The following is a 26,099-nucleotide window of genomic DNA, read 5'->3' as shown; positions in this document are numbered from 1 at the left end:
ATATGGCCAGACCTCCCCTCGCTCGAGAGCGCGTGCTCGACGCCTTCGAGGAGATCCTCATCTCCTCTGGTGAGCGCACCGCGACCCTCGACGCCACCGCGAAGGCGGCCGGTGTGTCCAAGGGCGGCCTGCTCTACCATTTCGCCTCGAAGGACGACCTCACGACCGGCATGATCGAGCGGCTGATGCGTCTCGTCGACGAAGATCTGACCGAGATGAACGTCGCACCGGAGGGGCCCGTCGCCTATTACGTGCGCACCTCGGTCATGGAGAACGAGCCGCTCGACCGCGCGCTCATCGCCGTCTCACGGCTCGCGCAGGGCGGATCGAGCGCCGCCGGCGATGCACTGCGCGAGACCCGCAGCAGTTGGGCCGATGCGATCCGCCCTCGTGTGCGCGATCAGGCGTCGCTCGACCTCGTGCTGCTCGTCGGAGACGGGCTGTACTTCAACAATTCGCTCGACATCAACGGTCCGGACCGGCTGGTCCCCCGCGATCAGGAGTTGCGCGCGCTCGTCGAACTGGTGGTCCGCGCGACGTCCTAGAGTCCGGGGGCCCGTCCCGAGAGGATGCGTCGAGTGCGGCGCAGCATCGACTGCACGATCATCGGATGCAGCAGACTCACCGGCGTGAAATACACACGGCCCCGCCATCCGTGCAGGCGCACCACGGTCGTCACTCGGACCACGCGCGTTTCGGCGTCCACGCCGACCGCGCAGCGGAAGTCGAGATGGGCATCGTCGAAGCTCATGAGGGCCTCGTCTCCGACCACCTCACGAACCTCGAAGACACCGTCCGGCGCCGGACGGAGCCCCAGCAGCGACGCGAAGATCATCCGCACCCCGAACAGCGCCTGCACCGGCTTCGGGATCGATGCACGGGAGAACAGAGTCTCCGCCCAGACACGGGGGTCGACGCTCGCGTGCGGAGGTATCGGAATGAACACGACATCGCCGTGGTCGAACCGTCCCTCGCCGAACGCGAGGCTGGAGAATGCGGGCTCGTTCATGTCGGGCGCCGCATCATCCGGTCAGACCTCGGTGATCTCGATCGAACGGATCACCTTGGCGTCGATGGCCTCGCCGACCTCTGAGAGCAGCTCCTCGGGCACTCGGGAATCGACCGTCAGGACGGTGAGCGCCTGACCGCCGGCCTCACGTCGTGCGACCTGCATCCCGGCGATGTTGATCCCGGCTTCGCCGAACTTCTGGCCGTAGATCGCGACGATGCCCGGACGGTCCGTGTACTGCATCACGACGTGATGCGTCTCGATCGGCACCTCGATGTCGTGACCGTTGATCCCGACGATCTTCTGCACCATCCGGGTGCCGGCGAGCGTGCCGGCGACCGTGAGCACCGTTCCGTCGGCGAGGGCGCCGCGAAGCGTGGTGAGGTTGCGGTACTCGGGGCTCTCCTTGTCCACGATCAGACGCGCCTCGATGCCGCGCTGCTCGGCGAACAGCGGCGCGTTGACGTAGGAGACGTTCTCGCTCACGACGTTGGAGAGCACGCCCTTGAGCGCGGCCAGCCGATAGACGCTCACGTCGTAGTCCGCGAGCTCGCCGCGCACCTCGATGTCGAGACTCGTCAGCGCGGAGGTGGTGAGGCCGCTGAAGATCTGACCGAGCTTCTCGACCAGTGCGATGCCGGGGCGTACGAACGGATCGATCACACCGCCGGCGACGTTGACGGCATCCGGAACCAGATCGCCCTCGAGCGCGAGCTTCACGGAGCGGGCCACCGAGATGCCGGCCTTCTCCTGCGCCTCATCCGTCGACGCTCCGAGGTGCGGGGTGACGACGACGTTGGGCAGATCCAGCAGCTCCTGCGCCGAACCGCCCTCTGCCGGGGGCTCGGAGGTGAACACGTCGAGGCCGGCACCGGCGATCTCGCCGGCCAGCAGCGCTTCGCGCAGAGCGACCTCGTCGATCAGGCCACCGCGAGCGACGTTGACGACGTAGGCGGTCTTCTTCATGGCCGCGAACTGCTCTGCACCGATCATGCCCGTGGTCTCGGGCGTCTTCGGCATGTGGATCGTGAGGAAGTCGACCTCGGCGCCCAGCTCGTCCAGGGTGCGCAGCTCGACCCCGAGCTGCTGCGCGCGTGCGCTGGTGACGTACGGATCGAAGGCGACGATCTTCATCCCGAAGCCCTGCATCCGGGCGGCGACCAGTGCACCGATCCGTCCGAGGCCGACGATGCCGAGCGTCTTCTCGTAGAGCTCGGTGCCCGTGTACGCGCTGCGCTTCCACTGACCGGCGGCGAGTGAGGCATGCGCGGCGGGGACGTGACGCGCCAGGCTGAGGATGTGGCCGCAGGTGAGCTCAGCGGCCGAGATGATGTTCGATGTGGGCGCGTTGACGACCATGACGCCGGCCTTGGTGGATGCCTGGATGTCGACGTTGTCGAGTCCGACACCGGCACGCGCGACGACCTTCAGCTTCGGTGCGTGGCCGAGTGCCTCCGCATCGATCTTCGTCGCGGAGCGGACGAGTACGGCATCCGCGTCCGCCAGTGACGAGAACAGCGCCTCACGATCCGTGCCGTCGACCTGACGGACGTCGAAGTCCGGCCCGAGCGCCTCGATGGTCGCAGGTGAGAGAACTTCGGCAATGAGCACGACGGGCTTCGGCGCGGTTGTCTTCGGCACAGAGGATCCTTCGGGATGAGCGTGGGTACGCGCGGGTGGGGATCGATGCGCCGCACACCGTCGGGGCGCGATCGTGTCAACCTTACCCGAGCGTGCACGCCGTCCCGCGCCGTGTGACGCCGGTCAGACGGACAGGAACGAAGTGGTGAGCATGCTGAGGGCGGCCACATTCATCCAGAACACCGCGACGAGCGCCAGGCCGGCGATCATCGCGATCGTCAGCTCGCCGGCGGAGCGACGGCGCGCGAGCACGTACACGATGACGAACACGAGGATCGGGAACAGCACCGAGAAGATCAGCACGAACCACCCGTAGGCGTTGATCCCCGCCGGCGCGACCGTGAAGGTGTACGACAGGGCGTTCCAGACCGCATACGCGTAGAAGAGTCCGGCGAGCCCGACGACGATGCTCTTCCACAGCCCGAGCGGCTGCGCCTCGGAAACCGCGTTGTCCGTCATGCGCCCACCGCCCCTGTCATCACGAACGGCCACGGCACGAGCAGCAGCACACCGGCGAGGAGCCCGGCGACGCGCACCCAGGAGGCCGAACGCCTGGTCAGCACCCACGCGGCGCCGAACCAGAGCGCAGGAGCGAGCACGGCTGCCCACAGCGCGACCTGGTACATCACATCCGGGATCAGGAACATCGCGCTGCTCTGCAGCGTGAGCCCGCCGATGGTCCAGCCGACCGTGTAGAGCAGATAGATGCCGCCGACGATGCCGACGAGCAGCAGCATCGGCGTGCTGAGCGGTGCACGCTCGACCGGTTCGCTGATCGTGCCGTCGTCTTCGATCCGGCCCACGGTCTCACTGCGCCTGCCCACGGCGTTCCAGCCCCGCGGCAGCGCGGCCTTCTGCTCCGCTGCATCAGGGGCGGGCTTCTGCGTCGGCCGATCGTCATCGCCCTCCCAGCTGAGGGCGTCGTCAGCATCCGATGTCATGACCCCAGCGTAGCGAGCCCCCGCGGTGCCCGATATGCTCAGGTCGTTCACAGAAAGAGGGGAACTCACCGTGGCTGAGCGCAATGAGAAGGCCGTCGCGTCAGCGACGTCGGACGCCGACGGCGCGGCCGCGGCGGACTGGAAGCCGACGGCGGGCTCGAAGCAGAAGGCCACGACGCTGCGCTGGATCGCTGCGGTGCTCTGGTTCGTCGCCATCGCGGCCGAAGCCGTCGCGATCTTCTGGCTTCTTCGTCAGCGCGAGTTCGTCGGAGAGGACGGCGGACTCGTCCGCAACCCGGACACCGGCCTCCTCGAGGAGCAGAACGTCACCGCGCAGTTCCCGCAGTGGGCGTTCATCACCCTCATCGTCGCGCTCGTCGTCATCGCTGCACTGTCGATCACCGGCTCGATCCTCTGGAAGAAGGCGAACCGCCTCGACCCCGCGAAGAAGTCCGACAAGGTGCGCTTCTTCGTGCAGAACCAGCTCGGCGCGATCATCGCGGTGATCGCATTCCTGCCGCTGATCATCCTCATCTTCCTGAACAAGGACATGGACAAGGGCCAGAAGACCACGGCCGGGATCATCGGCGTCGTCCTCGCCCTCGCCGCCGTCGCGCTCGGCATCGATTACAACCCCCCGTCGGTCGAGCAGTACACGGCGGATCAGTCCACCGTCATCCAGCTGCTCGGACAGGACGAGGTCGTGTGGGTCGACGGCGGAAGCGTCTACCACGTCTGCGACGAGGTCTCCGACATCCAGACCGGCAGCGAGAAGCGCACCGGCACCACCGCCGAGGCCGTCGAGGCGGGCAAGATCCGTCTCACGCTGAAGTTCGCGTCCGAGCTCAACACGTGCGGGCTCGCCGTACCCGAGAACGCCGACGAGATCGCGGATGCTCTGCGCGCGATCCAGGGCGGCGCGACCGACACGCTGCTGCCCGCTCCCGTGTGGGCGGATCCGGCCGACGCCCCGATCCAGGTGGAGGATGCGGCGCCGGAGTCTGACACCGAGTAGTCCTACTCCCCCAGCGCCTCCACGAGGCGTTCCTCGGCCGATCCCAGATGCTCGGCCAGCAGGAGCGCCGCACGATCGCCGTCGCCGGCGGCCACGGCATCGAGGATCTCGGCGTGCTGTGCGGCGATCGCGTCCGCCGCGAGGAGCCGCCGTCCCTGCACCTGCGCCATGCACAGACGCACCTCGTCGAGCACGCTGCGGTACATGCGGGAGGTGCGTTCGCTGGCGATGCCGTCGATGAGTGCGGTGTGGAAGCGGAGATCGGGATCGACGGTCTCAGGGCTCGGCCCCTCGGGCATCCGCAGCAGCTGGGCGTTGGCGTCGGCGGCTGCGGCCGGCACGTTCTTCGACGCCGCCAGCTCGCGCAGCGCGGCGCTCTCGAGTCTGGTGCGCGTGCGGTAGACGTCGCGCACCATCCGCGGGTCGATCGAGATGACGCGTGCACTGCGATGCGCGGTGCGCACGAGCAGTCCTGACGAGACCAGCTGCTCGATGGCCGCCTTCGCACTGGGCCTGGCGACACCGAACAGCTTCGAGACCTTCGCCTCTGTGAGCGGCGTGCCCGCCGAGATCTCTCCGGAGAGGATGCGCGCGCGCAGCTGACGGGTCACGGCGTCGACGATGCCGACGACGCCGAGTGAGCGGTCCTCGAGGATCATGGCATCCAGCCTAAACGAGACTAGACTCCTCAGTATTCTTGTCAGACAACTTTGGGAGATCCGTGTCGACGACACTCGCGCACCCTTTGGACACCGCGCTGCTCGGCGCCGACACCGCGCTCAGTTCCCGCTCGATCGACCGCTTCGCCCGCGCCCACGACGCGTCGCACTACCTGCTGATCCCCGATGCCGTGCTCACCCCGGCGGACGCCGCTGGCGTCGCGGCCGCGTTCACCGCAGTGCGGGCGGCCGGACGCACGCTGACGTTCCGCTCCGGCGGCACGAGCCTGTCAGGTCAGGGCGTCTCGGGAGACATCCTCATGGACACGCGCAGCAACTTCCGCGGGATCGGTGTCGAGGACGACGGACGCGCGGTGCGCGTCGGACCCGGCGCCACTGTGCGGCAGGTCAACACCCGGCTCGCACGATACCGGCGCAAGCTCGGGCCGGATCCGGCGAGCGAGATCGCCTGCACGATCGGCGGCGTGATCGCGAACAACTCCAGCGGCATGGCGTGCGGTGTGACCGAGAACTCCTATCGGACCGTCGAGTCGCTGGTACTGGTCCTGCCGAGCGGCACGATCCTCGACACGGGCGCACCTGATGCTCTGTCGCAGCTGCAGGCGGCCGAGCCGCAGATCGCCGAGGGCCTGCTCGCGCTGCGCGATCGCCTGCTCGGCTCCCCCGAGGACGCCGAGTACATCCGGCGGCAGTTCGCGATGAAGAACACGATGGGCTACGGGCTCAACGCGCTCGTCGACTTCGATGATCCCGTCCGCATCCTCGAGCACCTGGTGATCGGTTCCGAGGGCACTCTGGCGTTCGTCGCCGAGGCCCGCTTCCGCACGATCGAGATCCGTCCGCAGATCGCCACGGCCCTGCTCGTCTTCGAGACCCTCGCCGATGCCATGGCGGCTCTGCCCGGTCTTGCTCGCCCCGAGTTCGCCGGCCACGGCCTCGCGACGATCGAACTCATGGATGCCGCGTCCCTCCGTGTCGCGCAGCGGCTCAGCGATGTTCCCGCCGCCATCGCGGGCATCGACGTGCAAGGCCACGCGGCATTGCTCGTCGAGGTGCACGCATCAGGTGTTGAGGAGCTCGCCGTCGCATCTGACGCGGCGCTGCACGAGTTCGACGCGCTGCCGCTGGCGGTCGTGCCGACGCTCACGACGGATGCTGCGGAACGGGCATCGCTGTGGACGGTGCGCAAGGGGCTCTACACGGCCGTTGCGGGTGCTCGCCCGTCCGGCACGACCGCGTTGCTGGAGGACATCGTCGTTCCCGTCGATCGCCTGCTCACAACCTGCGAGCAGCTGATCGCTCTGTTCGCGGTGCACGGCTACGAGGGTTCGGTGATCTTCGGCCATGCCAAGGACGGGAACGTGCACTTCCTGCTGAACGAGCGCTTCGACGACCCGGCGAGCATCGAGAGGTACCGCCTGTTCACCGCGGATCTCGTCGATCTCGTGCTGGCCCAGGGCGGGTCGCTGAAGGCCGAGCACGGCACAGGGCGGATCATGGCACCCTTCGTCCGTCGCCAGTACGGTGACTTCCTCACCGACATCATGTGGGACATCAAGCGCCTGATCGACCCGGACGGCATCCTGAACCCCGGCGTCGTGCTCTCCGACGATGCCGAGTCGTATCTGCACGATCTCAAGCGCGTGCCGACCGTCGAGAGCGAGGTCGACCGCTGTGTGGAATGCGGCTACTGCGAGCCGACGTGCCCGAGCAAGGACATCACGCTCACACCGCGTCAGCGCATCGTGCTGCGGCGCGACATGGCCTGGGCCGAGGAACGCGGCGACACCGAGCTGCTGAAGGAGTTGCGCACCGATTACGACTACGACGGCGTGCAGACGTGCGCGGTCGACGGCATGTGCGCCGTCGCGTGCCCTGTCGACATCAACACGGGTGACCTCGTGCGGAGGCTGCGCGCCGAAGAAGCCTCGAAGATCGAGGACGGCGTATGGGATGCCGCGGCGAAGAGCTGGGGCGCCGTGACCCGGATCGGCGGGATGGCACTGACCGTCGCCGATGCGCTCCCTGCTCCTCTGGTGACGGGCGTCACCCGCCTGGGCCGCGCTGTCGTCGGCGCGGAGACGATGCCGCTCTACGACGCGGGACTCCCCCGCGGTGGCACGAAGGCGCCGCAACCGACAGCACCCGCCGATGCTCGGGCCGTGTTCTTCGGCGCCTGCATCGGCACGATGTTCGGCCCGGAGGGCGAAGGACACGGTTCACGTGCGGCGTTGGGAGCCCTGCTCGACCGTGCCGGCATCCCGGTCGTGGTCCCCGACGACGCGGGCGGGCTCTGCTGCGGCACACCGTGGAAGTCCAAGGGGCATCTGTCGGGGTACGACCGGATGACAGAGCGCGTCCTCGCATCGCTCTGGGAGGCCAGCCGTCACGGTGAGCTCCCGGTGGTCTGCGATGCGGCTTCCTGCACGGAAGGGCTGCACGTCATGCTGTCGAAGTCCCTTGCCGAGTATCCGGAGTACGCGGGGCTCCGCATCGAGGACGCCACGACCTACGTCGCTCGTGAGGTGCTCCCCCGACTCGCCGTCTCACGCAAGCTCGACTCGATCGCCGTGCATCCGACGTGCTCGACGACCGCCCTCGGCGCGACGGGTGCGCTCACCGTGCTCGCCTCGGCGGTGGCCGACGAGGTCTACATCCCCGACGGTTGGGGATGCTGCGCCTTCGCCGGTGACCGGGGGATGCTGCATCCCGAACTCACCGAGAGCGCCACGGCCGTCGAATCCGCCGAGGTGTCAGCGGCGGATGCCGCGCGCGACGGCTTCGACGCCTTCGTGTCGGCGAACCGCACCTGCGAGATCGGCATGACCCGCGCGACCGGCAAGCCCTACCGTCACGTGATCGAGGTGCTCGAGGAGCTCACGCGACCCTGAGACGCAGAACGGGCACCCCGCGAGGGATGCCCGTTCTGGTGACGCGATGGGTCAGCGCGCAGCGCTGCCGTCGACGTAGTCCTCGTCCTGCTGCTTCCATGCGAAGAGCGAGCGCAGCTCCTTGCCGGTGACCTCGATCGGGTGCTGCTCCTCCTTGGCACGCAGCGCCAGGAACTCCTCGGCGCCGTTGTCCTGGTCGTCGATGAAGCGCTTCGCGAAGGCGCCGGACTGGATGTCGGCGAGCACGCCCTGCATGCTCTCCTTGACGCGCTCGTCGATCACGCGGGGACCGGAGACGTAGTCGCCGAACTCGGCCGTGTCGGAGATCGACCAGCGCTGCTTGGCGATGCCGCCCTCCCACATCAGGTCGACGATGAGCTTGAGCTCGTGCAGCACCTCGAAGTACGCGATCTGCGGCTGGTAGCCCGCTTCGGTGAGCGTCTCGAAGCCGGCCTGCACGAGGTGGCTCACGCCACCGCAAAGCACGGCCTGCTCGCCGAACAGGTCGGTCTCGGTCTCTTCGGTGAAGGTCGTCTTGATGACGCCGGCGCGGGTGCCGCCGATGGCCTTCGCGTACGAGAGCGCGAGAGCCCACGCCTGGCCGGAGGCATCCTTCTCGACGGCGATGATGTCGGGGATGCCACGGCCGGCGACGAACTCGCGGCGCACGGTGTGCCCCGGCGCCTTCGGTGCCACGAGGATGACGTCGACGCCCTCTGGCGCGTCGATGTAGCCGAAGCGGATGTTGAAGCCGTGTGCGAACGCGAGCGTCTTGCCCTCGGTGAGGTTCGGAGCGATCGACTCGGAGTAGATCGTGCGCTGGTGCTGGTCGGGCGCGAGGATCATGATGACGTCGGCCCAGGTGGTGGCGTCCGCGACGGACTTGACCGGGAAGCCGGCCTCTTCCGCCTTGGCTGCCGACTTCGAGCCGTCCTTCAGCGCGATCGCGACCTCGACACCCGAGTCGCGCAGGTTCTGCGCGTGGGCGTGGCCCTGCGAGCCGTAGCCGACGATCGCGACCTTCTTGGCCTGGATGAGGGACAGATCGGCGTCGGCGTCGTAGAAGATCTCAGTACTCACGTTGGTGTTTCTCTTTCCTTCTGGAGGTTCTATGGTCTGGGTGGTCAGCCGCGCAGGACGCGTTCGGTGATGCTCTTGCCGCCACGGCCGATGGCGAGCAGGCCGGACTGCGACAGCTCCTTGATGCCGAACGGCTCGAGCGCCCGCAGGATCGCGTCGACCTTGCCCTTGTCGCCGGTGACCTCGATCACCAGCGCGTCGGAGGCGTAGTCGACGACGGCCGCGCGGAACAGGTTCACGATCTCGATGACGTTCGAGCGGGTGGCGTTGTCAGTGCGCACCTTGACGAGCACGTGATGACGCTGCACGGACGTCGCGAAATCGAGCTCGACGATCTTGATCACGTTGATCAGCTTGTTGAGCTGTTTCGTGACCTGCTCGAGCGGCAGCTGGTCGACGTCGACGACAACCGTGATGCGCGAAACGCCAGGCACCTCGGTCACCCCGACGGCGAGGGACTCGATGTTGAAGCCGCGGCGTGCGAAGAGCCCGGCGACACGGGTCAGAAGACCGGGGGTGTCCTCGACGAGAAGACTCAGTACGTGGGTCGACATCGCTCAGACCTCCTCATCGAACGTGGGCGCATGGTCGCGCGCGTATTGGACATAGCTGTTACTGACGCCCTGCGGCACCATCGGCCACACCATGGCGTCGGCCGAGACGACGAAGTCGATCACGACAGGGCGGTCGTTGGTCTCGAGCGCCAGCTTGATCGCGGCATCCACTTCCTCTTCCTTCTCCACGCGGATCGCGAGGCAGCCGTACGCCTCGGCCAGCTTGACGAAGTCGGGGATGCGGATCGTGCCGTGACCCGTGTTGAGGTCGGTGTTGGAGTGACGCCCGTCGTAGAACAGGGTCTGCCACTGGCGCACCATGCCCAGCGAGGAGTTGTTGATGATCGCGACCTTGATCGGGATGTTGTTGATCGCGCAGGTGGCGAGTTCCTGGTTGGTCATCTGGAAGCATCCGTCGCCGTCGATCGACCACACGACGCGATCGGGCTCTGCGACCTTGGCGCCCATGGCCGCCGGGACGGAGTAGCCCATGGTGCCGGCACCGCCGGAGTTCAACCATGCGTTCGGACGCTCGTACTTGATGAACTGCGCGGCCCACATCTGGTGCTGGCCGACGCCCGCGACGTAGACGCCCTCGGGTCCGGTGAGCTCGCCGATCCGCTGGATGACGTGCTGGGGGGCGAGCAGGCCGTCCTCCGTGGGCGAGTACCCGAGCGGGAACTCCTCACGCAGGCCGTCCAGGTACGACCACCACTCCGCGATGTCCGGCTTCGCGCTGCCGACCGCTCCGCGGAATGCGGCATCCAGGTCGATCAGCACGTCGCGCACGTCGCCGACGATCGGCACGTCCGCGTTGCGGATCTTCGAGATCTCGGCCGGGTCGATGTCGACGTGCACGACCTTCGCATTGGGCGCGAAGTCCGCGGCCTTCCCGGTGACTCGATCGTCGAATCGAGCTCCCAGGGCGACGATGAGGTCGGACTCCTGCAGCGCGAGCACCGCTGGAACCGTGCCGTGCATGCCCGGCATGCCGAGGTGCTGGCGGTGCGAGTCGGGGAACACTCCCCTGGCCATCAAAGTCGTCACGACCGGTGCGCCGGTCGACTCCGCGAGGGCGAGAAGCTCTGCCGCCGCGCGACCGCGGACGACACCGCCGCCGACGTACAGCACCGGCTTCTTCGCTTCGGTCAGCAGGGCGGCCGCCGCCTGGATCTGCTTGCCGTGCGCCTTGGTCACCGGACGATAGCCGGGCAGGTCGATCTTCGGCGGCCACACGAACGGCGCCGACTTCTGCTGCGCGTCCTTCGTGATGTCGACGAGCACGGGACCCGGTCGCCCGGTGGAGGCGATCTCGAACGCCGCCGCCAGAGCCCCGGGGATGTCCTCAGGATGCTTGACCAGGAAGGAGTGCTTGGTCACCGGCATGGTGATGCCGACGATGTCCGCCTCCTGGAACGCATCCGTCCCCATCAGATGGCTGAACACCTGCCCGGTGATCGCCACGAGGGGCACGGAGTCCATGTACGCGTCCGCGATCGCCGTCACGAGGTTGGTCGCACCGGGACCGGACGTCGCGATAGCGACCCCTACCCGACCGCTCGCGGCGGCGTAGCCCTCCGCCGCGTGGCCAGCGCCCTGCTCATGGCGCACGAGGATGTGCCGAACGGTGTCATCGTCGAGGAGCGGATCGTAGACGGGCATGATCGTGCCGCCGGGGATGCCGAACACATCGGTGACGCCGAGGAGTCCGAGAGCACGGACGACGGCTTCTGCCCCCGTGATCTCCGGAGCGGCGGCCTTCTGGGACGGTGGCCGTGGAACGGCCGAAACAGAATCAGCAGTCATGTCTTTCCTTGGTGATCTGAGAAGTCGTCAGCAATCAGCCGACGAGGATCAACCGGTCGTCGCGCCTTCTGCAGCGGAACGCACGAGTCGCGAGTACTTGGCAAGAACGCCACGGGTATAGCGCGGGGGAAGCGGCTCCCAGCCGGAACGGCGGGAGGCGAGCTCTGCCTCATCGACGAGTAAGTCAAGAGAGCGAGCTGCGATATCGACCCGTATCAGATCACCATCGCGCACGAAGGCGATAGGACCTGCGTCCACCGCTTCGGGTGCTATGTGGCCGATGCACAGGCCGGTTGTGCCGCCTGAGAATCGTCCGTCAGTCAAGAGTAGTACATCTTTTCCGAGCCCCGCGCCCTTGATGGCCGCGGTGATCGCGAGCATCTCGCGCATGCCGGGACCGCCCTTGGGTCCCTCGTAGCGGATGACGATGACTTCTCCGGCGTTGATCTCGCCGTTCGCGACAGCATCCATCGCCGCGCGCTCACGCTCGAAGACGCGGGCGGGGCCCTCGAAGACCGTGGCGTCGAAACCGGCGGTCTTCACGACCGCGCCCTCCGGGGCGAGTGATCCGTGCAGGATGGTGAGGCCGCCCGTGGCGTGGATCGGGTTGTCGAAGGTGTGGATGACCTCACCGTCGATCGGCTGCGGGTCGAGGTCGGCGAGGTTCTCGGCCAGGGTCTTGCCCGTGACGGTGAGCGCGTCGCCGTGGAGCAGCCCCTCGTCGAGCATGGCCTTCATGATGACGGGGATGCCGCCGTGTCGGTCGACGTCGTTCATGACGTACTTTCCGAACGGCTTCATGTCGGCCACGTGCGGGACCTTGTCGCCGATGCGGTTGAAGTCGTGCAGGTTCAGGTCGACGTCCGCCTCGCGGGCGATCGCGAGCAGATGCAGCACGACGTTCGTCGAGCCGCCCAGTGCCATCGCGAGAGCGATCGCGTTCTCGAACGCCTCCTTGGTGAGGATGTCCCTGGTGGTGATCCCCTGACGCAGCAGGTTCACGACGGCCTCACCGGAGCGGTGCGCGAAGTAGTCGCGACGACGGTCGGCGGCGGGCGGTGCCGCGGAGCCCGGCAGGCTGAGGCCGAGCGCCTCGGCGACGGATGCCATCGTGTTGGCGGTGTACATGCCGCCGCAGGCGCCCTCGCCCGGTGCGATCGCGCACTCGATGCGCTTGAGGTCCTCTTCGCTCATGAGTCCCGCACGGCATGCGCCGACGGCCTCGAACGAATCGATGATGGTGACGTCCTTCTCGGTGCCGTCCGAGAGCTTCACCCATCCCGGTGCGATCGAGCCGGCGTAGAGGAACACGCTGGAGAGGTCGAGGCGGGCGCTGGCCATCAGCATGCCGGGGATGGACTTGTCGCAGCCCGCCAGCAGCACGGAGCCGTCGAGGCGCTCCGCCATCATGACGGTCTCGACCGAGTCGGCGATCACTTCGCGCGACACGAGCGAGAAGTGCATGCCCTCGTGGCCCATGGAGATGCCGTCCGAGACGGAGATCGTGCCGAACTGCAACGGGTAGCCGCCGCCGCCGTGCACGCCTTCCTTGGCCCCCTGTGCGAGGCGGTCGAGGCTGAGGTTGCAGGGCGTGATCTCGTTCCAGCTCGACGCGATGCCGATCTGCGGTTTGTCCCAGTCCGCGTCGCCCATGCCGACGGCACGGAGCATTCCTCGTGAGGTCGTGGCCTCGATGCCGTCGGTGACGACTCGGCTTCGGGGCTTGATGTCGATGGGCGCGTTCGAAGAAGGATCTTGCGGGGACATGACGGCAGTCTATTCCCGTCCGGCGACCCGCTCGGTCACGAGCGCCTCCAGAAGCGCAGCCATCTGTTGTGGGTTCTCCACACGCAGGATGGCGGCGCTCTCCCCCGGCCCGACCCGCACCCCGAGGTCTCCCGGTCGCAGCACGCGCATGGCGTCCTCGTCCGTGACGTCGTCGCCGGCGAACAGGATGCCGGTGGCGTCGAAGTGCTCGCGCAGTGCGTTCATCGCTGCGTCCTTGCCCTCGGCCCGTGAGGAGAACTCCAGCACACGATGGCCGGCCCTGCGGCGCCACTGCGGGAAGCGCTCGGCCATCAGGGCGTCGACCTCGGTGAAGACCGCCGCTTCGACTTCCGGAGTCGCCCGGCGCGTGTGGATGCCCATGCCGTAGGTCTTCTGCTCGAGCCGCACGTTCTCATAGCGGTCGACGATCGGCTGCGCGGCGGCCCAGAGCTCCTCGCGCGATCCATCATCCGCGGCGGCCTCCGGTGCATCGGCATCGCCGGTCCCCGGGAACCAGTACTGCGCGCCGTGCGATCCGGCGAGGGCGATGCGCGAGTCGGCCGTGTGCTCGGTGATCGCCTGCAGATCATGCAGGCTGCGACCGGAGACGAAGGCGATGAATGTGCCGGGGAGCGCCGCGAGCCGATCGAGCTGCGCCTTCACCTCGGGCAGCGCCCGTGCCGCCATGGGCTCGTCCACCAGCGGCGATGCGGTGCCGTCGAAGTCCAGTGCGATGACCAGGCGCGCAGTGCCCGCGATCGCCTTCAGAGCATCGTCAGGGGTGCCGGGGGTCCAGGTACGGGTCACAGCGTCTCTCCTCGGTGTCGGGTCACGGTCTCATGGGCGGGATGAGCGGGCGGCCGACAGCGCTTCCAGGAACGATGACGACCACGCGATCACGTCGTGCTCGAGCACCCGGCGCCGCAAAGAGCGCATCCGCTTTCCCTGCTCGCCGGGAGACATCTCGACGGCGGTGATGATGGCATCCTTCAGGTCCTCGATGTCGTGCGGGTTCACGCGCACGGCCTGACGGAGCTCATCCGCCGCCCCGGTGAACTCGCTCAGCACCAGCACTCCGCGATTGTCCGTCCGTGACGCGACGTACTCCTTCGCCACGAGGTTCATGCCGTCTCTGAGAGCCGTGACGAGCATGACGTCCGCCGCCAGGTAGAGCGCCACCATCTCCTCACGCGGGTACCCCTGGTGAAGGTATCGGATCGCGGTGTGCTCCATGGTGTCGTGGTCGCCGTTGATCCGGCCGACCGCGAGTTCGATCTCGTCACGCAGATGCACGTACGCGTCCACGCGTTCACGACTCGGGCTGGCCACCTGGATGAGGGTGACGTCCTCGACCTTCAGTCTGCCGGCCGCGAGAAGCTCGCCGTACGCCTTGATCCGGTGCCTGATGCCCTTGGTGTAGTCGAGGCGGTCGACGCCGAGCAGGATGCGCTTCGGGTTGCCGAGGCTCTCCCTGATCTCGAGTGCACGCGCCTGCACGTCCGGACGCGCCGCGAGTTCGAGATACGGGGAGGTGTCGATCGAGATGGGGAAGGCCTTGGCGATGACGGTGCGATCGCCGTTCTCGCCCGGCACCGCCACGGTGGTCGCCTTCACGTCGTACCTGAGGCGCCGCCGCACCGCGGCGAGGAAGTACGTGGCGTCCTGCGCGCGCTGGAACCCCACCACGTCTGCGCCGAGCAGTCCGCGCAGCACCTGGTCCCGCCAGGGGAGCTGCGCGTACAGGCCGTGCATCGGGAACGGGATGTGATGGAAGTACCCGATCGTGACGTCCGGCCGCAGCGCCCGCACCATCTCGGGCACGAGCTGCAGCTGATAGTCGTGCACCCAGACGGTGCCGTTCTCGGCCGCAGCCTGCGCAGCCGCCTCTGCGAAGCGCCGATTGACCGCGACGTAGGCGTCCCACCACTCGCGGTGGAACTGCGGCGGCGCGATGACGTCGTGATAGAGCGGCCAGATCGTGTCGTTCGCGAAACCCTCGTAGTACTCGGCGACCTCTTGCGCGCTCAGCGCGATCGGGATCAGCCGGATGCCGTTCGCCGTGAACGGCTCGAGCTCGAGATCCGCCTGGCCGGCCCAGCCGACCCAGGCGCCGTCGACCTGCTTCATGACCGGCTCGAGGGCCGCGACCAGACCGCCTGGCGAGGTGCGCCAGGCCTCTTCGCCGTCGGCGCTCACCACACGGTCGACGGGAAGCCGGTTCGCGACGACGACGAAATCTGCGGTGGTCATGGGTATTCCTCACGTCGACGGTCGGTTTCTCCCAGGCTATCGAGTGGAGGGCCCCTTATGGCTGAGGAACCAGTTCACGGCTCCGGCGGCGAACGTGATCGAGGCGGCGATCACCGGAAGCATCAAAGCCGCGGACGTTCCGACCGACTCGGCGATCTCACCCGCGACCGCCGCACCGAGCGACTGTCCGACGATGACGCCGGAGCCGAGCATCGTCATCACCGTCGTGGTTCTGCCGAGCGGGCTGCGTGCGGCACCGAGACTGAACTGGGTCACGAGCGTCGGCCCGATGCCTATGCCCATGATCGCCAGCGCTGCCGACATCGCACCGATCGTGTCGACGACGAGGAGCAGGAGCGAACCGAGCAGGAGGGTTGCGGAGAACACCGACCAGCGTGCACGCAGGGAGAACCGCGGCGGCAACCAGGCCACGCCGAGGGCGAGGATCGCAGACCCCACTCCCATCACGCCGTAGAGCAGCCCCGCCTGTTCGGGCGCTCCGCGGTCGGCCATGAACGAGGTCAGCGAGGTGAGCATCGTGCCGAAGAAGATCCCGACGCCGAGGATGCCGGCCACGACGACGAGCAGCGAGGGGCGAAACAGCTCCGTCACGCGCGACGGGGCGCGCCCGTCGGCGTCGCGGTGGCGGGAGACGTGCCTGCCGGTGGGGTGCAGAGCGAAGGCGCTCACGAACAGCAACGTGAGGGCGGCGGCGCCGACCAGCGGCGCCCACGGTGCGATCCACGACGCGAGCACTCCGACGATGAACGGGCCGAAGACGAACACGGTCTCGTCGGCAGCGGACTCATATGCCATCGTCCCGGAGAGCGTGCGCTGACGTGCGGCCTCCGGCATCCGCTCGGAGATGATGGTGACCAGTCGTGAGCGCGACATCGGCGCGCCCTGCGGTGCGGTGGCGCCGATGCCGACGGCGGACATCAGCACCACGACATTCGCGGCGTCGCTGTAGATGACGGCGGTGAAGACGACGAGCATCGCGGCATTCGCTACCGCGAGGGCGAGCAGCACGAAACGCTGACCGAAGCGGTCAGCCGCCGCGCCGAGCAGCGGCCCGAAGCACGCGGTGCCGATCCCGACCGCCGCGGATGTGAGGCCTCCGAGCGAGATCGATCCCCTGGCGGAGACGGCGACGGTGAGGACGCCGACGACCATCATCGCGAAGGGGAGGCGCGCGACGAAGGCGACGATGAAGTACGCGAGGCCGGCTTCGCGCAGCAGGTGGGACGGGCCGACGGTGTGTGTCTGGGTCATGACTCTCGCGCGTCCGAGGACGCGGGGATCCGGTGCCGCCGTTGTCCGCCGGGGTGCCGGCGGCCGGTTGATACACAGCTTCGGACGCCGAAGCGTCGCCTTCCATTCTACGCGTCTGCGGGTAGGTTGAAGGTATGCGCTACGTCTTCAGCACTGGACTTTTCGGAGCGATCTCCACGGGCGTGTCCCTGATCCGCGGCACTCGCGAGACGCCGATCACCTGGCGTGCGGCGCTCGCGTGGCTCAGCTGGGGCATCAGCCTCGCGCTCGCGATCGGCGCCGCGGTGGACATGCGCCGCGATGAGCGCGGCATCGAGGTCGCGGCGGACTCCCCCTTCGCCAAGGTGCAGTCGAAACGGTCGAAGAAGGAATCGAAGCAGCTCGAGAAGCGGCTCAAGGCCGCGCAGAAGCACTGACCCTGCGCTGCTTCCTGACACTGGCTGTCAACGCGTGAGGATGAGCGCCTCGCCCTGACCACCACCGCCGCACAGGCCGACCGCGGCCGTGCCGCTGCCGCGACGGGCGAGTTCGTGCGCCATATGCACGACGAGGCGGTTGCCGGATGCGCCGATCGGATGCCCGATGGCGATGCCGCCGCCATGGATGTTCACCACGTCACCGGAGATGCCGAGCTCAGAGGCGGATCGCGCCACGACCGCGCCGAACGCCTCATTGATCTCGACGAGATCGAGATCGGCGGCGGTGATGCCCTGCTTCTCCAGCGCACGCTCGATCGCCCGGGCAGGCTGCGCCTGCAGCGAGTTGTCCGGACCGGCCGTCTGCCCGCTCGCCCCCACGGTCACCAGCACCGGCCAGCCCTGCGCTTCGGCGTTCGCGCGCGTGGTCACGATCACCGCGGATGCACCGTCCGAGATCTGCGACGAGTTCCCCGCGGTGATCGACCCGCCCTCGGCGAAAGCCGCGCGCAGCGCTCCGAGCGTCTCGACTGTGGTCTCGGGACGGATGCCCTCGTCCTTCGTCACCACGACCGGGTCGCCCTTGCGCTGGGGAACCTCCACCTGCACGATCTCGGCATCGAACACCCCGGAATCGGTCGCTGCCGCTGCGCGCTGGTGCGAAGCCGCCGCGACGGCATCCTGCGACTGCCGGGTGAGTTCGTAGCGCTCGTTGTGACGCTCGGTCGACGCGCCCATGCTCTCCTTGTCGTACGCGTCGGTGAGCCCGTCGAAGGCCATGTGATCGAGCACCTCGACGCTGCCGTAGGTCCAGCCGTCGCGTGATCCCATGAGAAGGTGCGGCGCCCGGGTCATCGACTCCATGCCGGCGGCCACCACGGTCGTGGCGTCTCCGGTGCGGATCATGCGCGCGGCGTCGATGATCGCGGTGAGTCCGGACAAGCACACCTTGTTGACCGAGTGCGCGGGAACATCCCACCCGATACCGGCCCCGATCGCCGCCTGGCGAGCGGCGTTCTGCCCGGATCCGGCGGCGAGCACCTGGCCGACGATCACGGCGTCGACGGCGGAGGGATCGATGCCGCCCTGCGTCAGAGCGCCCTTGATCGCGAACGCGCCGAGCTGCGGCGCGGTGAATGACGCGAGCTGACCCTTCAGCCGCCCCTGCGGGGTGCGGGCCGCCGCGACGATGACGATGTCGGTCATGAGATCTCCTTGAGTTCGTCCGAGATGATCAGCGGAGGTTCAGTGGCGTCGACGACCTCCTGCACGCTCACACCGGGGGCTGTCTCGACCAGCACGAGACCGGCGTCCGTGACGTCGATCACCGCGAGATCTGTGATGATGCGGTGCGCCACTCCCCTGCCGGTCAGCGGCAGTGAGCATTCGTTCACGATCTTCGCCGAGCCGTCCTTGGCCACGTGCTCCATGAGGATGATCAGACGGCCGGCGCCGTGCACGAGGTCCATGGCGCCGCCGGGGCCCTTCACCATCTTGCCCGGGATCATCCAGTTCGCGAGATCGCCGGTGGCTGAGACCTGCATGGCGCCGAGGATCGCGGCGTCGATCTTGCCCGCGCGGATCATCCCGAAGCTCGTGGCCGAATCGAAGAACGCGGTTCCGGGCAGGGTCGTCACTGTCTCCTTGCCCGCGTTGATGAGGTCGGGATCGACGTTCTCCTCGGTCGGATACGGGCCGACCCCGAGAATGCCGTTCTCCGACTGCAGCACCAGCGTGACGCCCTCCGGCACATAGTTGGGCACCAGGGTCGGTAGGCCGATGCCGAGATTCACGTAGGAACCGTCGGTGAGCTCGGCGGCCGCGCGCGCGGCCATCTGCTCGCGGGTGAGTGCCATGGTCAGGCTCCTTCCGTCTTCGTGACAGTGCGACGCTCGATGCGCTTCTCGATGTCGGTGCCGACCTCGACCATCCTGTGCACGAACACACCAGGCAGATGCACGCGGTCGGGGTCGATCTCGCCCGGCTCCACGAGCTGCTCGACCTGCGCGATGCACACCCGGCCGGACATCGCCGCGAGCGGGTTGAAGTTGCGGGCGGCCTTGTTGAACACGAGATTGCCGTGCCGGTCCCCCGCCATCGCGTGCACCAGGGCGAAGTCTGTCGTGATGGCCTCTTCCAGGACGAACTCCTCGGACGTGCCGTTCACCTCGAACGATCGGACGTCCTTGACCGGTGATGCCACCGCGATCGAGCCGTCGGCGCTGTCGCGCCGCGGGAGTCCGCCTTCGGCGACCTGAGTGCCCACGCCGGTCTGGGTGTAGAACGCCGCGATCCCCGAGCCGCCCGCACGCAGCTTCTCTGCGAGCGTGCCCTGCGGCGTCAGCTCGAGTTCGAGTTCGCCGGAGAGGAACTGGCGCTCGAACTCCTTGTTCTCGCCGACGTAGGAGGAGGTCATCTTGCGGATGCGCTTCGCGTTCAGCAGGACGCCGAGTCCCCAGTCGTCGACACCGCAGTTGTTGCTGACGATGCTGAGGTCGGTGGTGCCCTGCGCGAGCAGAGCCTCGATGAGAGCGATCGGGTTTCCCGAGAGTCCGAATCCACCGACCGCGAGGGACGCGCCGTCCGGGATGTCCGAGACGGCCTCTGCGGCTGAGGCCCATTGCTTGTCGATCACGCAGCACTCCTTCGTGTGAGGTCTTCTTCCAGCATCCGCCTGTCACGTGCGCAATCGAAACGGCGTCTTGCGATGTGGGCGATTGTGCGGATAGCGTCCACATCATGAACAAGATGCCTTCAGTGCCCGGCGCGCAGGCCGTCGCGCGTGCCGCGAGTCTGCTGCGTCTGGTCACGGCGAGCGGTGAAGAAGGCGCGAGCCTGCACGAACTGGCGCGCTCCGCCGATCTGTCACGCTCGACGACCCACCGACTGCTGAGCGCCCTGCGCGCCGAGGGCCTCGTCGACCGCGACGACGAGACAGCCAGATGGATGCCTGGGCCCGAGCTGTTCCTCATGGGATCGGTGGCTGCCGCCCGATACGACATCACGGCGCTCGCGCGGGACATCGTGCGCTCGCTCGCCGTAAAGACCGAGGAGAGCGCGTTCCTGTCGGTGCGACGTGCGGATGAGACCGTGTGTCTGCTGCGGGAGGAGGGCTCGTTCCCGATCCGCTCCTTCGTGCTCAGCGAAGGCGTGCGATTCCCTCTCGGCGGCGCGAGTGCCGGCCTCGCGATTCTCGCCTTCCTCCCTGACCACGATGTGGATGCCTACTTCGAGCGGCATCCTGAGCTCAGCGAGCGCTGGGGTCGCACGCACGGCGTGAAACCGCTTCGCACCAGGCTCGCCGAGACCAAGGAGCGCGGGTACGCGATCAATCCGGGACTCATCGTGGAGGGAAGCTGGGGAATGGGCGCCGCGGTGTTCGATCGCGCCGGGCGTCCTGAGTGGGCTCTGAGCCTGACGGGCGTGGAGTTCCGCTTCGGCCCCGATCGGATCGCGCACCTCGGTCGCACATTGCTGGCGCACGCGCATCAGCTCTCGTCGCGCATCGCGAGCGCGAGGCGCTGAGGACACTGGATATCAACAGGTATATACTTCTTGGTATGCAACGTGACGAGATCATCCCCTCCATCGTCATCTCGGCTCATGCGCTCGCCCGTATCGCTGCGCAGCAGGCGCGCAACGAGGCGCCGTCAGCGCAGTGGAGGGTGCTCAGCATCCTGGAGCGTGAGGACGGCCAGCGCGTCGGAACGCTCGCGGCTGCCGCGCGCACCACGCAGCCGGGCATGACCCGGCTTCTCGGCGAGCTCGAGCGCGCCGGCCTGATCTCGCGCACGGCCGATGCCGCTGACTCCCGGGCGACCGTCGTGCACATCACGAACGCCGGAGCGGACGCTCTCCGAGCATGGCGTGACGAGTTCCGCGTCACCCTCGCTCCGCACTTCGACGACCTGGACGTCGTCGACTGGGCAACGCTGGCGCGCGCCGCGGAGATCCTCGCATCGCACAGCAGAGAGACCCTCCCGAGCAAGGGAGCCGGCGAGTGAGCGGCGGTACGGCGACCGCCTCGGTCTGGAAGCAACCGGCGCAGGTCTGGGCGGTCGCCTTCGCGAGCGTCGTCGCGTTCATGGGCATCGGGCTCGTCGATCCGATCCTCCCTGCGATCGCCGAGTCGCTCGAGGCGAGCCCCACCGAGACCGAGCTGCTGTTCACCAGCTATCTGCTCGTCACCGGCGTCGCGATGCTGTTCACCAGTTGGATCTCCAGCCGCGTCGGCGCCAAGGCCACGTTGATGATCGGGCTGGCACTCATCGTCGCCTTCGCGCTGGCGTGCGCGCTGAGCGGCAGCGTGGACGCCATCATCGGATTCCGGGCGGGCTGGGGCCTGGGCAATGCCCTGTTCATCTCGACGGCGCTCGCGACCATCGTGGGGTCCGCATCGGGCGGAAGCGGTGCCGCGATCGTGTTGTACGAAGCCGCTCTCGGGCTCGGCATCGCGATCGGTCCGCTGCTCGGCGGCCTGTTGGGCGAGCTCAGCTGGCGCGGTCCGTTCTTCGGTGTCGTCACGCTCATGGCGATCGCGTTCATCGCGATCCTCACACTGCTGCGAGGACCACGGGAGGTGCGTCGGCCTGTGCCCTTCTCGGCGCCGTTCACGGCTCTGCGCAGACCGGCCCTGGCGGTCCTCGCCATCACCGCACTGTTCTACAACATCGGGTTCTTCGTGCTGCTGGCGTTCTCGCCGTTCCCGCTGGGCTTCGGCGCCATGGGGATCGGCTTCACCTTCTTCGGCTGGGGCGTGGCGCTCGCGATCACCAGCGTGTGGGTCGCACCGTGGATGATGCGGCGCATGCGCCGGACCACTGTGCTCGTCACTGTGCTCCCGCTGCTCGCCCTCGATCTGATCATCGCGGGCCTCGTGGCGGAGACCGCACCTGCGCTCGTGATCTGCATCATCGTCGGCGGACTGCTCCTGGGTGTCATGAACACGGTGCTGACCGAGGCCGTGATGGAGGCGACCGACCTGCCGCGCTCCGTCGCCTCGTCGGCGTATTCGGCCGTGCGCTTCATCGGTGGAGCGATCGCACCTCCGGTCGCCGCATTGCTGTGGCACGCATTCGACTCGACGATGCCCTACCTCTTCGCCGCAGCATCGGTGCTGGTGGCGACGCTGACGATCATCCTCGGCCGCAGGACCCTCGCGCACATCGACGATCACCCGACGGATGCGGAGCTCGAGGACGCCGAGGCGATCACTGTCGGGGACGCAGGCTGAACGCCGCGCAGCGCACCATTCGGTACGGTTGCCCCATGAGTGAGACCGTGCTTCCCCCTCGGAGCATCATCGTCGTGCAGCACCTTGCAGCCGCGGGTGCGGATGTCGACGTGCGCGTCCTGCCCGATTCCGCCCGCACCGCGGCCCAGGCCGCCGAAGCGATCGGATGCGAGGTCGCGGCGATCGCGAACAGCCTGGTGCTCGTCGCGGACGGAGAACCGATCCTGGTGATGACCAGCGGTGGGCACCGCGTCGACCTCGACGTGCTGCGCGAGAGCATCGGCGCCGACGACGTGGCGATGGCACCGGCATCCGTCGTACGCGAGGCGACCGGCCAGGCGATCGGCGGTGTCGCACCCGTCGGCCATCCCGCACCGCTTCGCACCTACATCGACGAGGCGCTCTCGGACCACGCCGAGATCTGGGCGGCGGCCGGCCATCCTCACACTGTGATGCCGTTGACGTTCGAGCTCCTGAGGACCCTCACCAGCGGCGCGGTCATCGCCGTCGTGAGTTGAGCGCCGGAGAAGGAGCGGGAGAAGTCCGAATGCGAGACCGGAAGACCGTGGTGATCACGGGCGCCAGCGACGGGATAGGCGCCGCCGCCGCGCGGCGACTGCACGCCGACGGGCATGAAGTGGTCGTCGTCGGGCGTTCGCCCGAGAAGACGCGCGCGATCGCGGGAGAGCTGAAGGCGGACCATCTGGTCGCCGACTACTCACGGCTCGACGATGTGCGCGAGCTGGCGTCATCGCTCGCTTCGAGGCACCCGCGCATCGACGTCCTCGCCAACAATGCCGGCGGCATGTTCGGCGCCAGGACCGAGACCGTCGACGGTTTCGAGCTGACATTCCAGGTGAACCACCTCGCCCCGTTTCTGCTCACGAATCTGCTGCAGGACACGCTGATCACGAGCGGGGCCACGGTCATCCAGACCGCGAGCATCGCCGCCAGGCTGTTCGGCAGGATCGACATGGCCGATCTCGACAACAGGCGCGATTACACGCCGATGAAGGCGTACGGCGCGGCGAAACTGGGGAACATCCTGTTCACCCGCGAACTGCACAACCGCCTGCAGTCCCACGGCGTGAACGCGGCGGCGTTTCACCCAGGCGTGATCGCCTCGGCATTCGCTGCGGGTTCGAGCAGCAGGGCCATGGGCTTCCTGTACAACAACAGGTTCGCACGCAGATTCCTCGGCACGCCGGAGACGGGCGCCGACCAGCTCGTGTGGCTCGCCGAGACGGTTCCCGGCCAGGCATGGGTGCCCGGTCTCTACTACGAGAAGCGCTCCATCGCGGCGCGCGTGAACCCGCAGAGCACGCGCGACGACCTGGCGCACGAGCTCTGGGAGCGCAGCGCGGTGATGACAGGACTGAGGAGCTGACCGATGGACGCCCTGGCGGTCGGCCGCTGGCACATCGTCGAGACGAGCCTCTCGCTCTGGCGGACGCGGAGCGGCCCGGCGGTGACGTACGCGGCGCTTCCAGACGGTGCCCTCATCGACGTCGTCTCCTTCCGGACCAGGGGCGGTGCGCCGCGCCGGATCATCGGGATCGATCAGCGCTCACCCGACGGAGGATGGCGTTGGCGCGGCGTCGGACCTGTCACCCGGTTCGCTCACAGCGACTGGCGCTTCGTCGCGGGTGATGCCGTTGACGGCTGGGCCGTCACCGCGTTCGCACGCACGCCGTTCACGAGCGCGGGGATCGATCTGTACTTCCGCGAACGCCAGCCTTCGGAGGAACTCCTGGCCATGGCCCGCCGTGCGGCGCACGAGGACTCGTGGTCGGCGCGATGGGCATCCCAGCTGTTCCGCACGGCACGCTGAGGGCGGATCGCGGGCGCGGCGACGGGGCGCGGGCGTCATGAAAGCAGAAAAGCCTCGAAGACTGGCGAGAGTCTACGAGGCTGATCCGTGCACCCCCAGGGACTTGAACCCTGAACCCATTGATTAAGAGTCAATTGCTCTGCCGATTGAGCTAGAGGTGCGTGGCCCGGTTTCCCCGGCCGAGGAATTACATTACCAGTTTCGGAGCGTCATGCGAAATCGAGGCGGCAACGGTCCGGCACCGGCGACGACTATCCTGAAAGGGTGACCGACTCCCCCGCAGCCATCGATCTCGCGAGCGATCTCGCCCTCGCCTTACGACTGGCCGACGTCGCCGATGAGCAGTCCCTCCCCCGATTCGATGCGAGCGATCTGAGGATCTCCACGAAGGCCGATCGCTCGCACGTGACCGACGCCGACCTGGCGACGGAGCGCGCCATCCGCGCCCTCCTCGCCGAGGAGCGCCCTGCCGACGGCATCCTGGGCGAGGAGTTCGGAACCGAGGGCGACACCCGACGGCAGTGGATCATCGATCCGATCGACGGTACGGCGAACTTCATGCGCGGTGTGCCCCTGTGGGGCACGATGATCTCGCTCGCCGTCGAAGGCGTACCCCACGTCGGCGTCGTCAGCATGCCCGCACTGGGCAGGCGCTGGTGGGCCTCGACCGGCGCCGGCGCATGGACGGCGACGGAGGCCGGTCCCCGGCGCCTCGAGACCTCGGCGGTGTCATCTCTGGACGATGCGGCGGTGAGCTTCCAGAGCATCACGCAGTGGGCGGATGCCGGACACCTGCCTGCGCTGCTGCGCATCGCGGAGCGCGTGTGGCGTGACCGCGCCTACGGTGATGTCTACTCGTACATGCTTCTCGCCGAGGGGCGGCTCGAGATGGTGGCGGAGTTCGACGTCAAGGAGTACGACATCGCCGCCGCCGTGCCGATCGTGCGCGAAGCCGGTGGAACCTTCACCTCGTTCAGCGGCGTCGACACCATCGCAGACCGTTCGACCCTGGCCAGCAACGGCCTGCTGCACGACGCGTTCCTCGAACTCGCCGACACGGCGCCGAAGCCCTGACCCGAAAGCAGAGATGATCCGCCGCATATCCCTCGCCGCACTCGCGGCGGTCACGATCGCGCTGACGCTGTCGGCGTGCGCCGCAGCAGCCGAACCGGAGCCGACGCCGACGTCGACGCCCACCGAGACCGCCGCGGCGTCACCAGAACCGACTCCGACACCGACTCCGACACCGACTCCCGAAGAGACCTCGGGCGCCGCACCCACGTGCGAGACGATCATCGCGCCCAGTACCATCACGGCGCTGAGCGAGCACGGCTGGACGTACAAGGAGCACGATTTCCGCTTGGGCGAGGACATCGTCGAAGGCGGCATCCAGTGCGTGTGGGGCGACTACACGGTCCCTTCCGACCATGTCCAGGTGTTCGGATGGGCGCCGATCGATCAGGCGGCGTCCAGCGCCGCTCAGCAGCGACTCATCGCCGAAGGGTGGCAGCGCGCCGATGCCGACGGGCACGTGTACATCACCGAGAACCCTGAGACCGCGATGTCGCCCGATGAGGAGGGCTTCGGCATGACGTACGAGTTCGGCGACGGCTGGGTGACGGTCGCGGACACGAGGCGGAGTCTCATCCTCGTCGAGTTCGAGTGAGCCGGACCGCGACCTCGCCAGCGCACGAAGAAGCCCCCCCCTCCTGG

General features: G+C 67.9%; 27 protein-coding genes and 1 tRNA gene. 12 read left to right on the top strand and 16 right to left on the bottom strand.

Features of this window, described 5'->3' with window-relative positions:
- Window positions 1–2: 2 nt before the first annotated feature.
- A complete protein-coding gene (locus tag ACNPNP_RS07365) occupies window positions 3–545 on the top strand; it encodes a TetR/AcrR family transcriptional regulator (protein WP_448965404.1) in 543 nt (180 codons plus the stop codon).
- Here the strand turns inward: ACNPNP_RS07365 and ACNPNP_RS07360 are convergent.
- The 4 genes from ACNPNP_RS07360 to ACNPNP_RS07345 all read right to left on the bottom strand — a co-directional run bounded on the left by ACNPNP_RS07360 (window position 542) and on the right by ACNPNP_RS07345 (window position 3,591).
- Window positions 542–1,009 (bottom strand): DUF2867 domain-containing protein, encoded by a 468-nt coding sequence (locus ACNPNP_RS07360; RefSeq protein WP_448965403.1) that lies wholly within the window; start codon window positions 1,007–1,009, stop codon window positions 542–544. The genes ACNPNP_RS07365 and ACNPNP_RS07360 overlap by 4 nt on opposite strands.
- Window positions 1,010–1,030: 21 nt before the next feature.
- On the bottom strand, window positions 1,031–2,650 hold the full coding sequence (gene serA, locus ACNPNP_RS07355; RefSeq protein WP_448965402.1) for a phosphoglycerate dehydrogenase: 1,620 nt from the start codon (window positions 2,648–2,650) through the stop codon (window positions 1,031–1,033).
- A gap of 123 nt (window positions 2,651–2,773) precedes the next feature.
- Window positions 2,774–3,109 (bottom strand): hypothetical protein, encoded by a 336-nt coding sequence (locus tag ACNPNP_RS07350; RefSeq protein ID WP_448965401.1) that lies wholly within the window; start codon window positions 3,107–3,109, stop codon window positions 2,774–2,776.
- Window positions 3,106–3,591 carry a hypothetical protein gene (locus ACNPNP_RS07345; protein ID WP_448965400.1) on the bottom strand — a complete coding sequence of 162 codons (486 nt, stop codon included), beginning with the start codon at window positions 3,589–3,591 and terminating at the stop codon, window positions 3,106–3,108. Before ACNPNP_RS07345 ends, ACNPNP_RS07350 begins: the two co-directional genes overlap by 4 nt.
- A 70-nt stretch (window positions 3,592–3,661) precedes the next feature.
- On the opposite strand from ACNPNP_RS07345, the gene ACNPNP_RS07340 reads away from it, so the two are divergent.
- Window positions 3,662–4,606: a hypothetical protein gene (locus ACNPNP_RS07340; RefSeq protein ID WP_448965399.1), complete on the top strand. Its 945-nt coding sequence runs from the start codon at window positions 3,662–3,664 to the stop codon at window positions 4,604–4,606.
- Window positions 4,607–4,608: 2 nt separating this feature from the next.
- Here ACNPNP_RS07340 and ACNPNP_RS07335 read toward each other — a convergent pair whose 3' ends face one another.
- The gene (locus ACNPNP_RS07335; protein WP_448965398.1) at window positions 4,609–5,265 is read right to left on the bottom strand and encodes a GntR family transcriptional regulator; all 657 of its coding nucleotides are present in this window, start codon (window positions 5,263–5,265) and stop codon (window positions 4,609–4,611) included.
- A gap of 62 nt (window positions 5,266–5,327) precedes the next feature.
- Between ACNPNP_RS07335 and ACNPNP_RS07330 the strand changes: the two genes are divergently transcribed.
- On the top strand, window positions 5,328–8,177 hold the full coding sequence (locus ACNPNP_RS07330) for an FAD-binding and (Fe-S)-binding domain-containing protein (RefSeq protein ID WP_448965397.1): 2,850 nt from the start codon (window positions 5,328–5,330) through the stop codon (window positions 8,175–8,177).
- A gap of 51 nt (window positions 8,178–8,228) precedes the next feature.
- On the opposite strand, the gene ilvC is transcribed toward ACNPNP_RS07330, so the two are convergent.
- The 7 genes from ilvC to ACNPNP_RS07295 are packed head-to-tail and all read right to left on the bottom strand — an operon-like array spanning window position 8,229 to window position 16,906.
- Window positions 8,229–9,257: a ketol-acid reductoisomerase gene (ilvC, locus tag ACNPNP_RS07325; RefSeq protein ID WP_448965396.1), complete on the bottom strand. Its 1,029-nt coding sequence runs from the start codon at window positions 9,255–9,257 to the stop codon at window positions 8,229–8,231.
- 44 nt (window positions 9,258–9,301) lie between these two features.
- Window positions 9,302–9,811 carry an acetolactate synthase small subunit gene (gene ilvN, locus ACNPNP_RS07320; RefSeq protein ID WP_448965395.1) on the bottom strand — a complete coding sequence of 170 codons (510 nt, stop codon included), beginning with the start codon at window positions 9,809–9,811 and terminating at the stop codon, window positions 9,302–9,304.
- Between the two features lie 3 nt (window positions 9,812–9,814).
- The gene (locus tag ACNPNP_RS07315) at window positions 9,815–11,617 is read right to left on the bottom strand and encodes an acetolactate synthase large subunit (protein ID WP_448965394.1); all 1,803 of its coding nucleotides are present in this window, start codon (window positions 11,615–11,617) and stop codon (window positions 9,815–9,817) included.
- A 48-nt stretch (window positions 11,618–11,665) separates the two neighbouring features.
- Window positions 11,666–13,384, bottom strand: coding sequence for a dihydroxy-acid dehydratase (ilvD, locus tag ACNPNP_RS07310; RefSeq protein WP_448965393.1), 1,719 nt, complete (start codon window positions 13,382–13,384; stop codon window positions 11,666–11,668).
- Window positions 13,385–13,393: 9 nt separating this feature from the next.
- Window positions 13,394–14,191, bottom strand: coding sequence for a trehalose-phosphatase (otsB, locus tag ACNPNP_RS07305; RefSeq protein ID WP_448965392.1), 798 nt, complete (start codon window positions 14,189–14,191; stop codon window positions 13,394–13,396).
- 30 nt (window positions 14,192–14,221) lie between these two features.
- Complete coding sequence (locus tag ACNPNP_RS07300) at window positions 14,222–15,634, bottom strand: alpha,alpha-trehalose-phosphate synthase (UDP-forming) (protein ID WP_448965391.1); 1,413 nt, start codon at window positions 15,632–15,634, stop codon at window positions 14,222–14,224.
- A 36-nt stretch (window positions 15,635–15,670) separates the two neighbouring features.
- A complete protein-coding gene (locus ACNPNP_RS07295; RefSeq protein ID WP_448965390.1) occupies window positions 15,671–16,906 on the bottom strand; it encodes an MFS transporter in 1,236 nt (411 codons plus the stop codon).
- 134 nt (window positions 16,907–17,040) lie between these two features.
- Between ACNPNP_RS07295 and ACNPNP_RS07290 the strand changes: the two genes are divergently transcribed.
- The gene (locus ACNPNP_RS07290) at window positions 17,041–17,322 is read left to right on the top strand and encodes a hypothetical protein (RefSeq protein WP_448965389.1); all 282 of its coding nucleotides are present in this window, start codon (window positions 17,041–17,043) and stop codon (window positions 17,320–17,322) included.
- A gap of 27 nt (window positions 17,323–17,349) precedes the next feature.
- Here the strand turns inward: ACNPNP_RS07290 and ACNPNP_RS07285 are convergent, their stop codons facing one another.
- The 3 genes from ACNPNP_RS07285 to ACNPNP_RS07275 are packed head-to-tail and all read right to left on the bottom strand — an operon-like array spanning window position 17,350 to window position 19,957.
- A complete protein-coding gene (locus tag ACNPNP_RS07285) occupies window positions 17,350–18,528 on the bottom strand; it encodes an acetyl-CoA C-acyltransferase (protein ID WP_448965388.1) in 1,179 nt (392 codons plus the stop codon).
- Window positions 18,525–19,178 carry a 3-oxoacid CoA-transferase subunit B gene (locus tag ACNPNP_RS07280; RefSeq protein WP_448965387.1) on the bottom strand — a complete coding sequence of 218 codons (654 nt, stop codon included), beginning with the start codon at window positions 19,176–19,178 and terminating at the stop codon, window positions 18,525–18,527. Before ACNPNP_RS07280 ends, ACNPNP_RS07285 begins: the two co-directional genes overlap by 4 nt.
- A gap of 2 nt (window positions 19,179–19,180) precedes the next feature.
- The gene (locus tag ACNPNP_RS07275) at window positions 19,181–19,957 is read right to left on the bottom strand and encodes a CoA transferase subunit A (RefSeq protein ID WP_448965386.1); all 777 of its coding nucleotides are present in this window, start codon (window positions 19,955–19,957) and stop codon (window positions 19,181–19,183) included.
- Window positions 19,958–20,061: 104 nt separating this feature from the next.
- Between ACNPNP_RS07275 and ACNPNP_RS07270 the strand changes: the two genes are divergently transcribed.
- From ACNPNP_RS07270 to ACNPNP_RS07245, 6 genes are read left to right on the top strand one after another with little or no spacing between them, the layout of a single operon-like run.
- A complete protein-coding gene (locus ACNPNP_RS07270; protein WP_448965385.1) occupies window positions 20,062–20,847 on the top strand; it encodes an IclR family transcriptional regulator in 786 nt (261 codons plus the stop codon).
- Window positions 20,848–20,882: 35 nt separating this feature from the next.
- Entirely contained in the window at window positions 20,883–21,326 is a 444-nt protein-coding gene (locus tag ACNPNP_RS07265) for a MarR family winged helix-turn-helix transcriptional regulator (protein WP_448965384.1), read from the top strand.
- On the top strand, window positions 21,323–22,555 hold the full coding sequence (locus ACNPNP_RS07260) for an MFS transporter (RefSeq protein WP_448965383.1): 1,233 nt from the start codon (window positions 21,323–21,325) through the stop codon (window positions 22,553–22,555). The genes ACNPNP_RS07265 and ACNPNP_RS07260 overlap by 4 nt, the downstream gene beginning before the upstream one ends.
- A 35-nt stretch (window positions 22,556–22,590) precedes the next feature.
- Window positions 22,591–23,073 carry a YbaK/EbsC family protein gene (locus tag ACNPNP_RS07255; protein WP_448965382.1) on the top strand — a complete coding sequence of 161 codons (483 nt, stop codon included), beginning with the start codon at window positions 22,591–22,593 and terminating at the stop codon, window positions 23,071–23,073.
- Between the two features lie 29 nt (window positions 23,074–23,102).
- Window positions 23,103–23,942 carry an SDR family NAD(P)-dependent oxidoreductase gene (locus ACNPNP_RS07250; protein WP_448965381.1) on the top strand — a complete coding sequence of 280 codons (840 nt, stop codon included), beginning with the start codon at window positions 23,103–23,105 and terminating at the stop codon, window positions 23,940–23,942.
- A gap of 3 nt (window positions 23,943–23,945) precedes the next feature.
- The gene (locus ACNPNP_RS07245) at window positions 23,946–24,386 is read left to right on the top strand and encodes a hypothetical protein (RefSeq protein WP_448965380.1); all 441 of its coding nucleotides are present in this window, start codon (window positions 23,946–23,948) and stop codon (window positions 24,384–24,386) included.
- Window positions 24,387–24,474: 88 nt separating this feature from the next.
- Here ACNPNP_RS07245 and ACNPNP_RS07240 read toward each other — a convergent pair.
- Window positions 24,475–24,547: transfer RNA gene (locus tag ACNPNP_RS07240), tRNA-Lys, on the bottom strand.
- Between the two features lie 103 nt (window positions 24,548–24,650).
- Between ACNPNP_RS07240 and ACNPNP_RS07235 the strand changes: the two genes are divergently transcribed.
- Both ACNPNP_RS07235 and ACNPNP_RS07230 read left to right on the top strand, forming a co-directional pair.
- Entirely contained in the window at window positions 24,651–25,460 is an 810-nt protein-coding gene (locus ACNPNP_RS07235; protein WP_448965379.1) for an inositol monophosphatase family protein, read from the top strand.
- A gap of 13 nt (window positions 25,461–25,473) precedes the next feature.
- The gene (locus tag ACNPNP_RS07230; protein WP_448965378.1) at window positions 25,474–26,052 is read left to right on the top strand and encodes a hypothetical protein; all 579 of its coding nucleotides are present in this window, start codon (window positions 25,474–25,476) and stop codon (window positions 26,050–26,052) included.
- The last annotated feature ends 47 nt before the right edge of the window (window positions 26,053–26,099 follow it).

This window comes from Microbacterium xerophyticum (assembly GCF_053543555.1).
Note: the sequence above shows the minus strand (reverse complement) of the source record. Positions and strands in the feature narration are given on the sequence as shown.

Bases quoted from the DNA above. Each gene is read 5' to 3' on its own strand.
- ACNPNP_RS07365 (WP_448965404.1), top strand. From the start codon at position 3: ATGGCCAGACCTCCCCTCGCTCGAGAGCGCGTGCTCGACGCCTTCGAG.
- ACNPNP_RS07360 (WP_448965403.1), bottom strand. From the start codon at position 1,009: ATGAACGAGCCCGCATTCTCCAGCCTCGCGTTCGGCGAGGGACGGTTC.
- ACNPNP_RS07350 (WP_448965401.1), bottom strand. From the start codon at position 3,109: ATGACGGACAACGCGGTTTCCGAGGCGCAGCCGCTCGGGCTGTGGAAG.
- ACNPNP_RS07345 (WP_448965400.1), bottom strand. From the start codon at position 3,591: ATGACATCGGATGCTGACGACGCCCTCAGCTGGGAGGGCGATGACGAT.
- ACNPNP_RS07335 (WP_448965398.1), bottom strand. From the start codon at position 5,265: ATGATCCTCGAGGACCGCTCACTCGGCGTCGTCGGCATCGTCGACGCC.
- ilvN (WP_448965395.1), bottom strand. From the start codon at position 9,811: ATGTCGACCCACGTACTGAGTCTTCTCGTCGAGGACACCCCCGGTCTT.
- ACNPNP_RS07315 (WP_448965394.1), bottom strand. From the start codon at position 11,617: ATGACTGCTGATTCTGTTTCGGCCGTTCCACGGCCACCGTCCCAGAAG.
- ilvD (WP_448965393.1), bottom strand. From the start codon at position 13,384: ATGTCCCCGCAAGATCCTTCTTCGAACGCGCCCATCGACATCAAGCCC.
- ACNPNP_RS07300 (WP_448965391.1), bottom strand. From the start codon at position 15,634: ATGACCACCGCAGATTTCGTCGTCGTCGCGAACCGGCTTCCCGTCGAC.
- ACNPNP_RS07295 (WP_448965390.1), bottom strand. From the start codon at position 16,906: ATGACCCAGACACACACCGTCGGCCCGTCCCACCTGCTGCGCGAAGCC.
- ACNPNP_RS07290 (WP_448965389.1), top strand. From the start codon at position 17,041: ATGCGCTACGTCTTCAGCACTGGACTTTTCGGAGCGATCTCCACGGGC.
- ACNPNP_RS07285 (WP_448965388.1), bottom strand. From the start codon at position 18,528: ATGACCGACATCGTCATCGTCGCGGCGGCCCGCACCCCGCAGGGGCGG.
- ACNPNP_RS07280 (WP_448965387.1), bottom strand. From the start codon at position 19,178: ATGGCACTCACCCGCGAGCAGATGGCCGCGCGCGCGGCCGCCGAGCTC.
- ACNPNP_RS07270 (WP_448965385.1), top strand. From the start codon at position 20,062: ATGAACAAGATGCCTTCAGTGCCCGGCGCGCAGGCCGTCGCGCGTGCC.
- ACNPNP_RS07265 (WP_448965384.1), top strand. From the start codon at position 20,883: ATGCAACGTGACGAGATCATCCCCTCCATCGTCATCTCGGCTCATGCG.
- ACNPNP_RS07255 (WP_448965382.1), top strand. From the start codon at position 22,591: ATGAGTGAGACCGTGCTTCCCCCTCGGAGCATCATCGTCGTGCAGCAC.
- ACNPNP_RS07250 (WP_448965381.1), top strand. From the start codon at position 23,103: ATGCGAGACCGGAAGACCGTGGTGATCACGGGCGCCAGCGACGGGATA.
- ACNPNP_RS07245 (WP_448965380.1), top strand. From the start codon at position 23,946: ATGGACGCCCTGGCGGTCGGCCGCTGGCACATCGTCGAGACGAGCCTC.
- ACNPNP_RS07230 (WP_448965378.1), top strand. From the start codon at position 25,474: ATGATCCGCCGCATATCCCTCGCCGCACTCGCGGCGGTCACGATCGCG.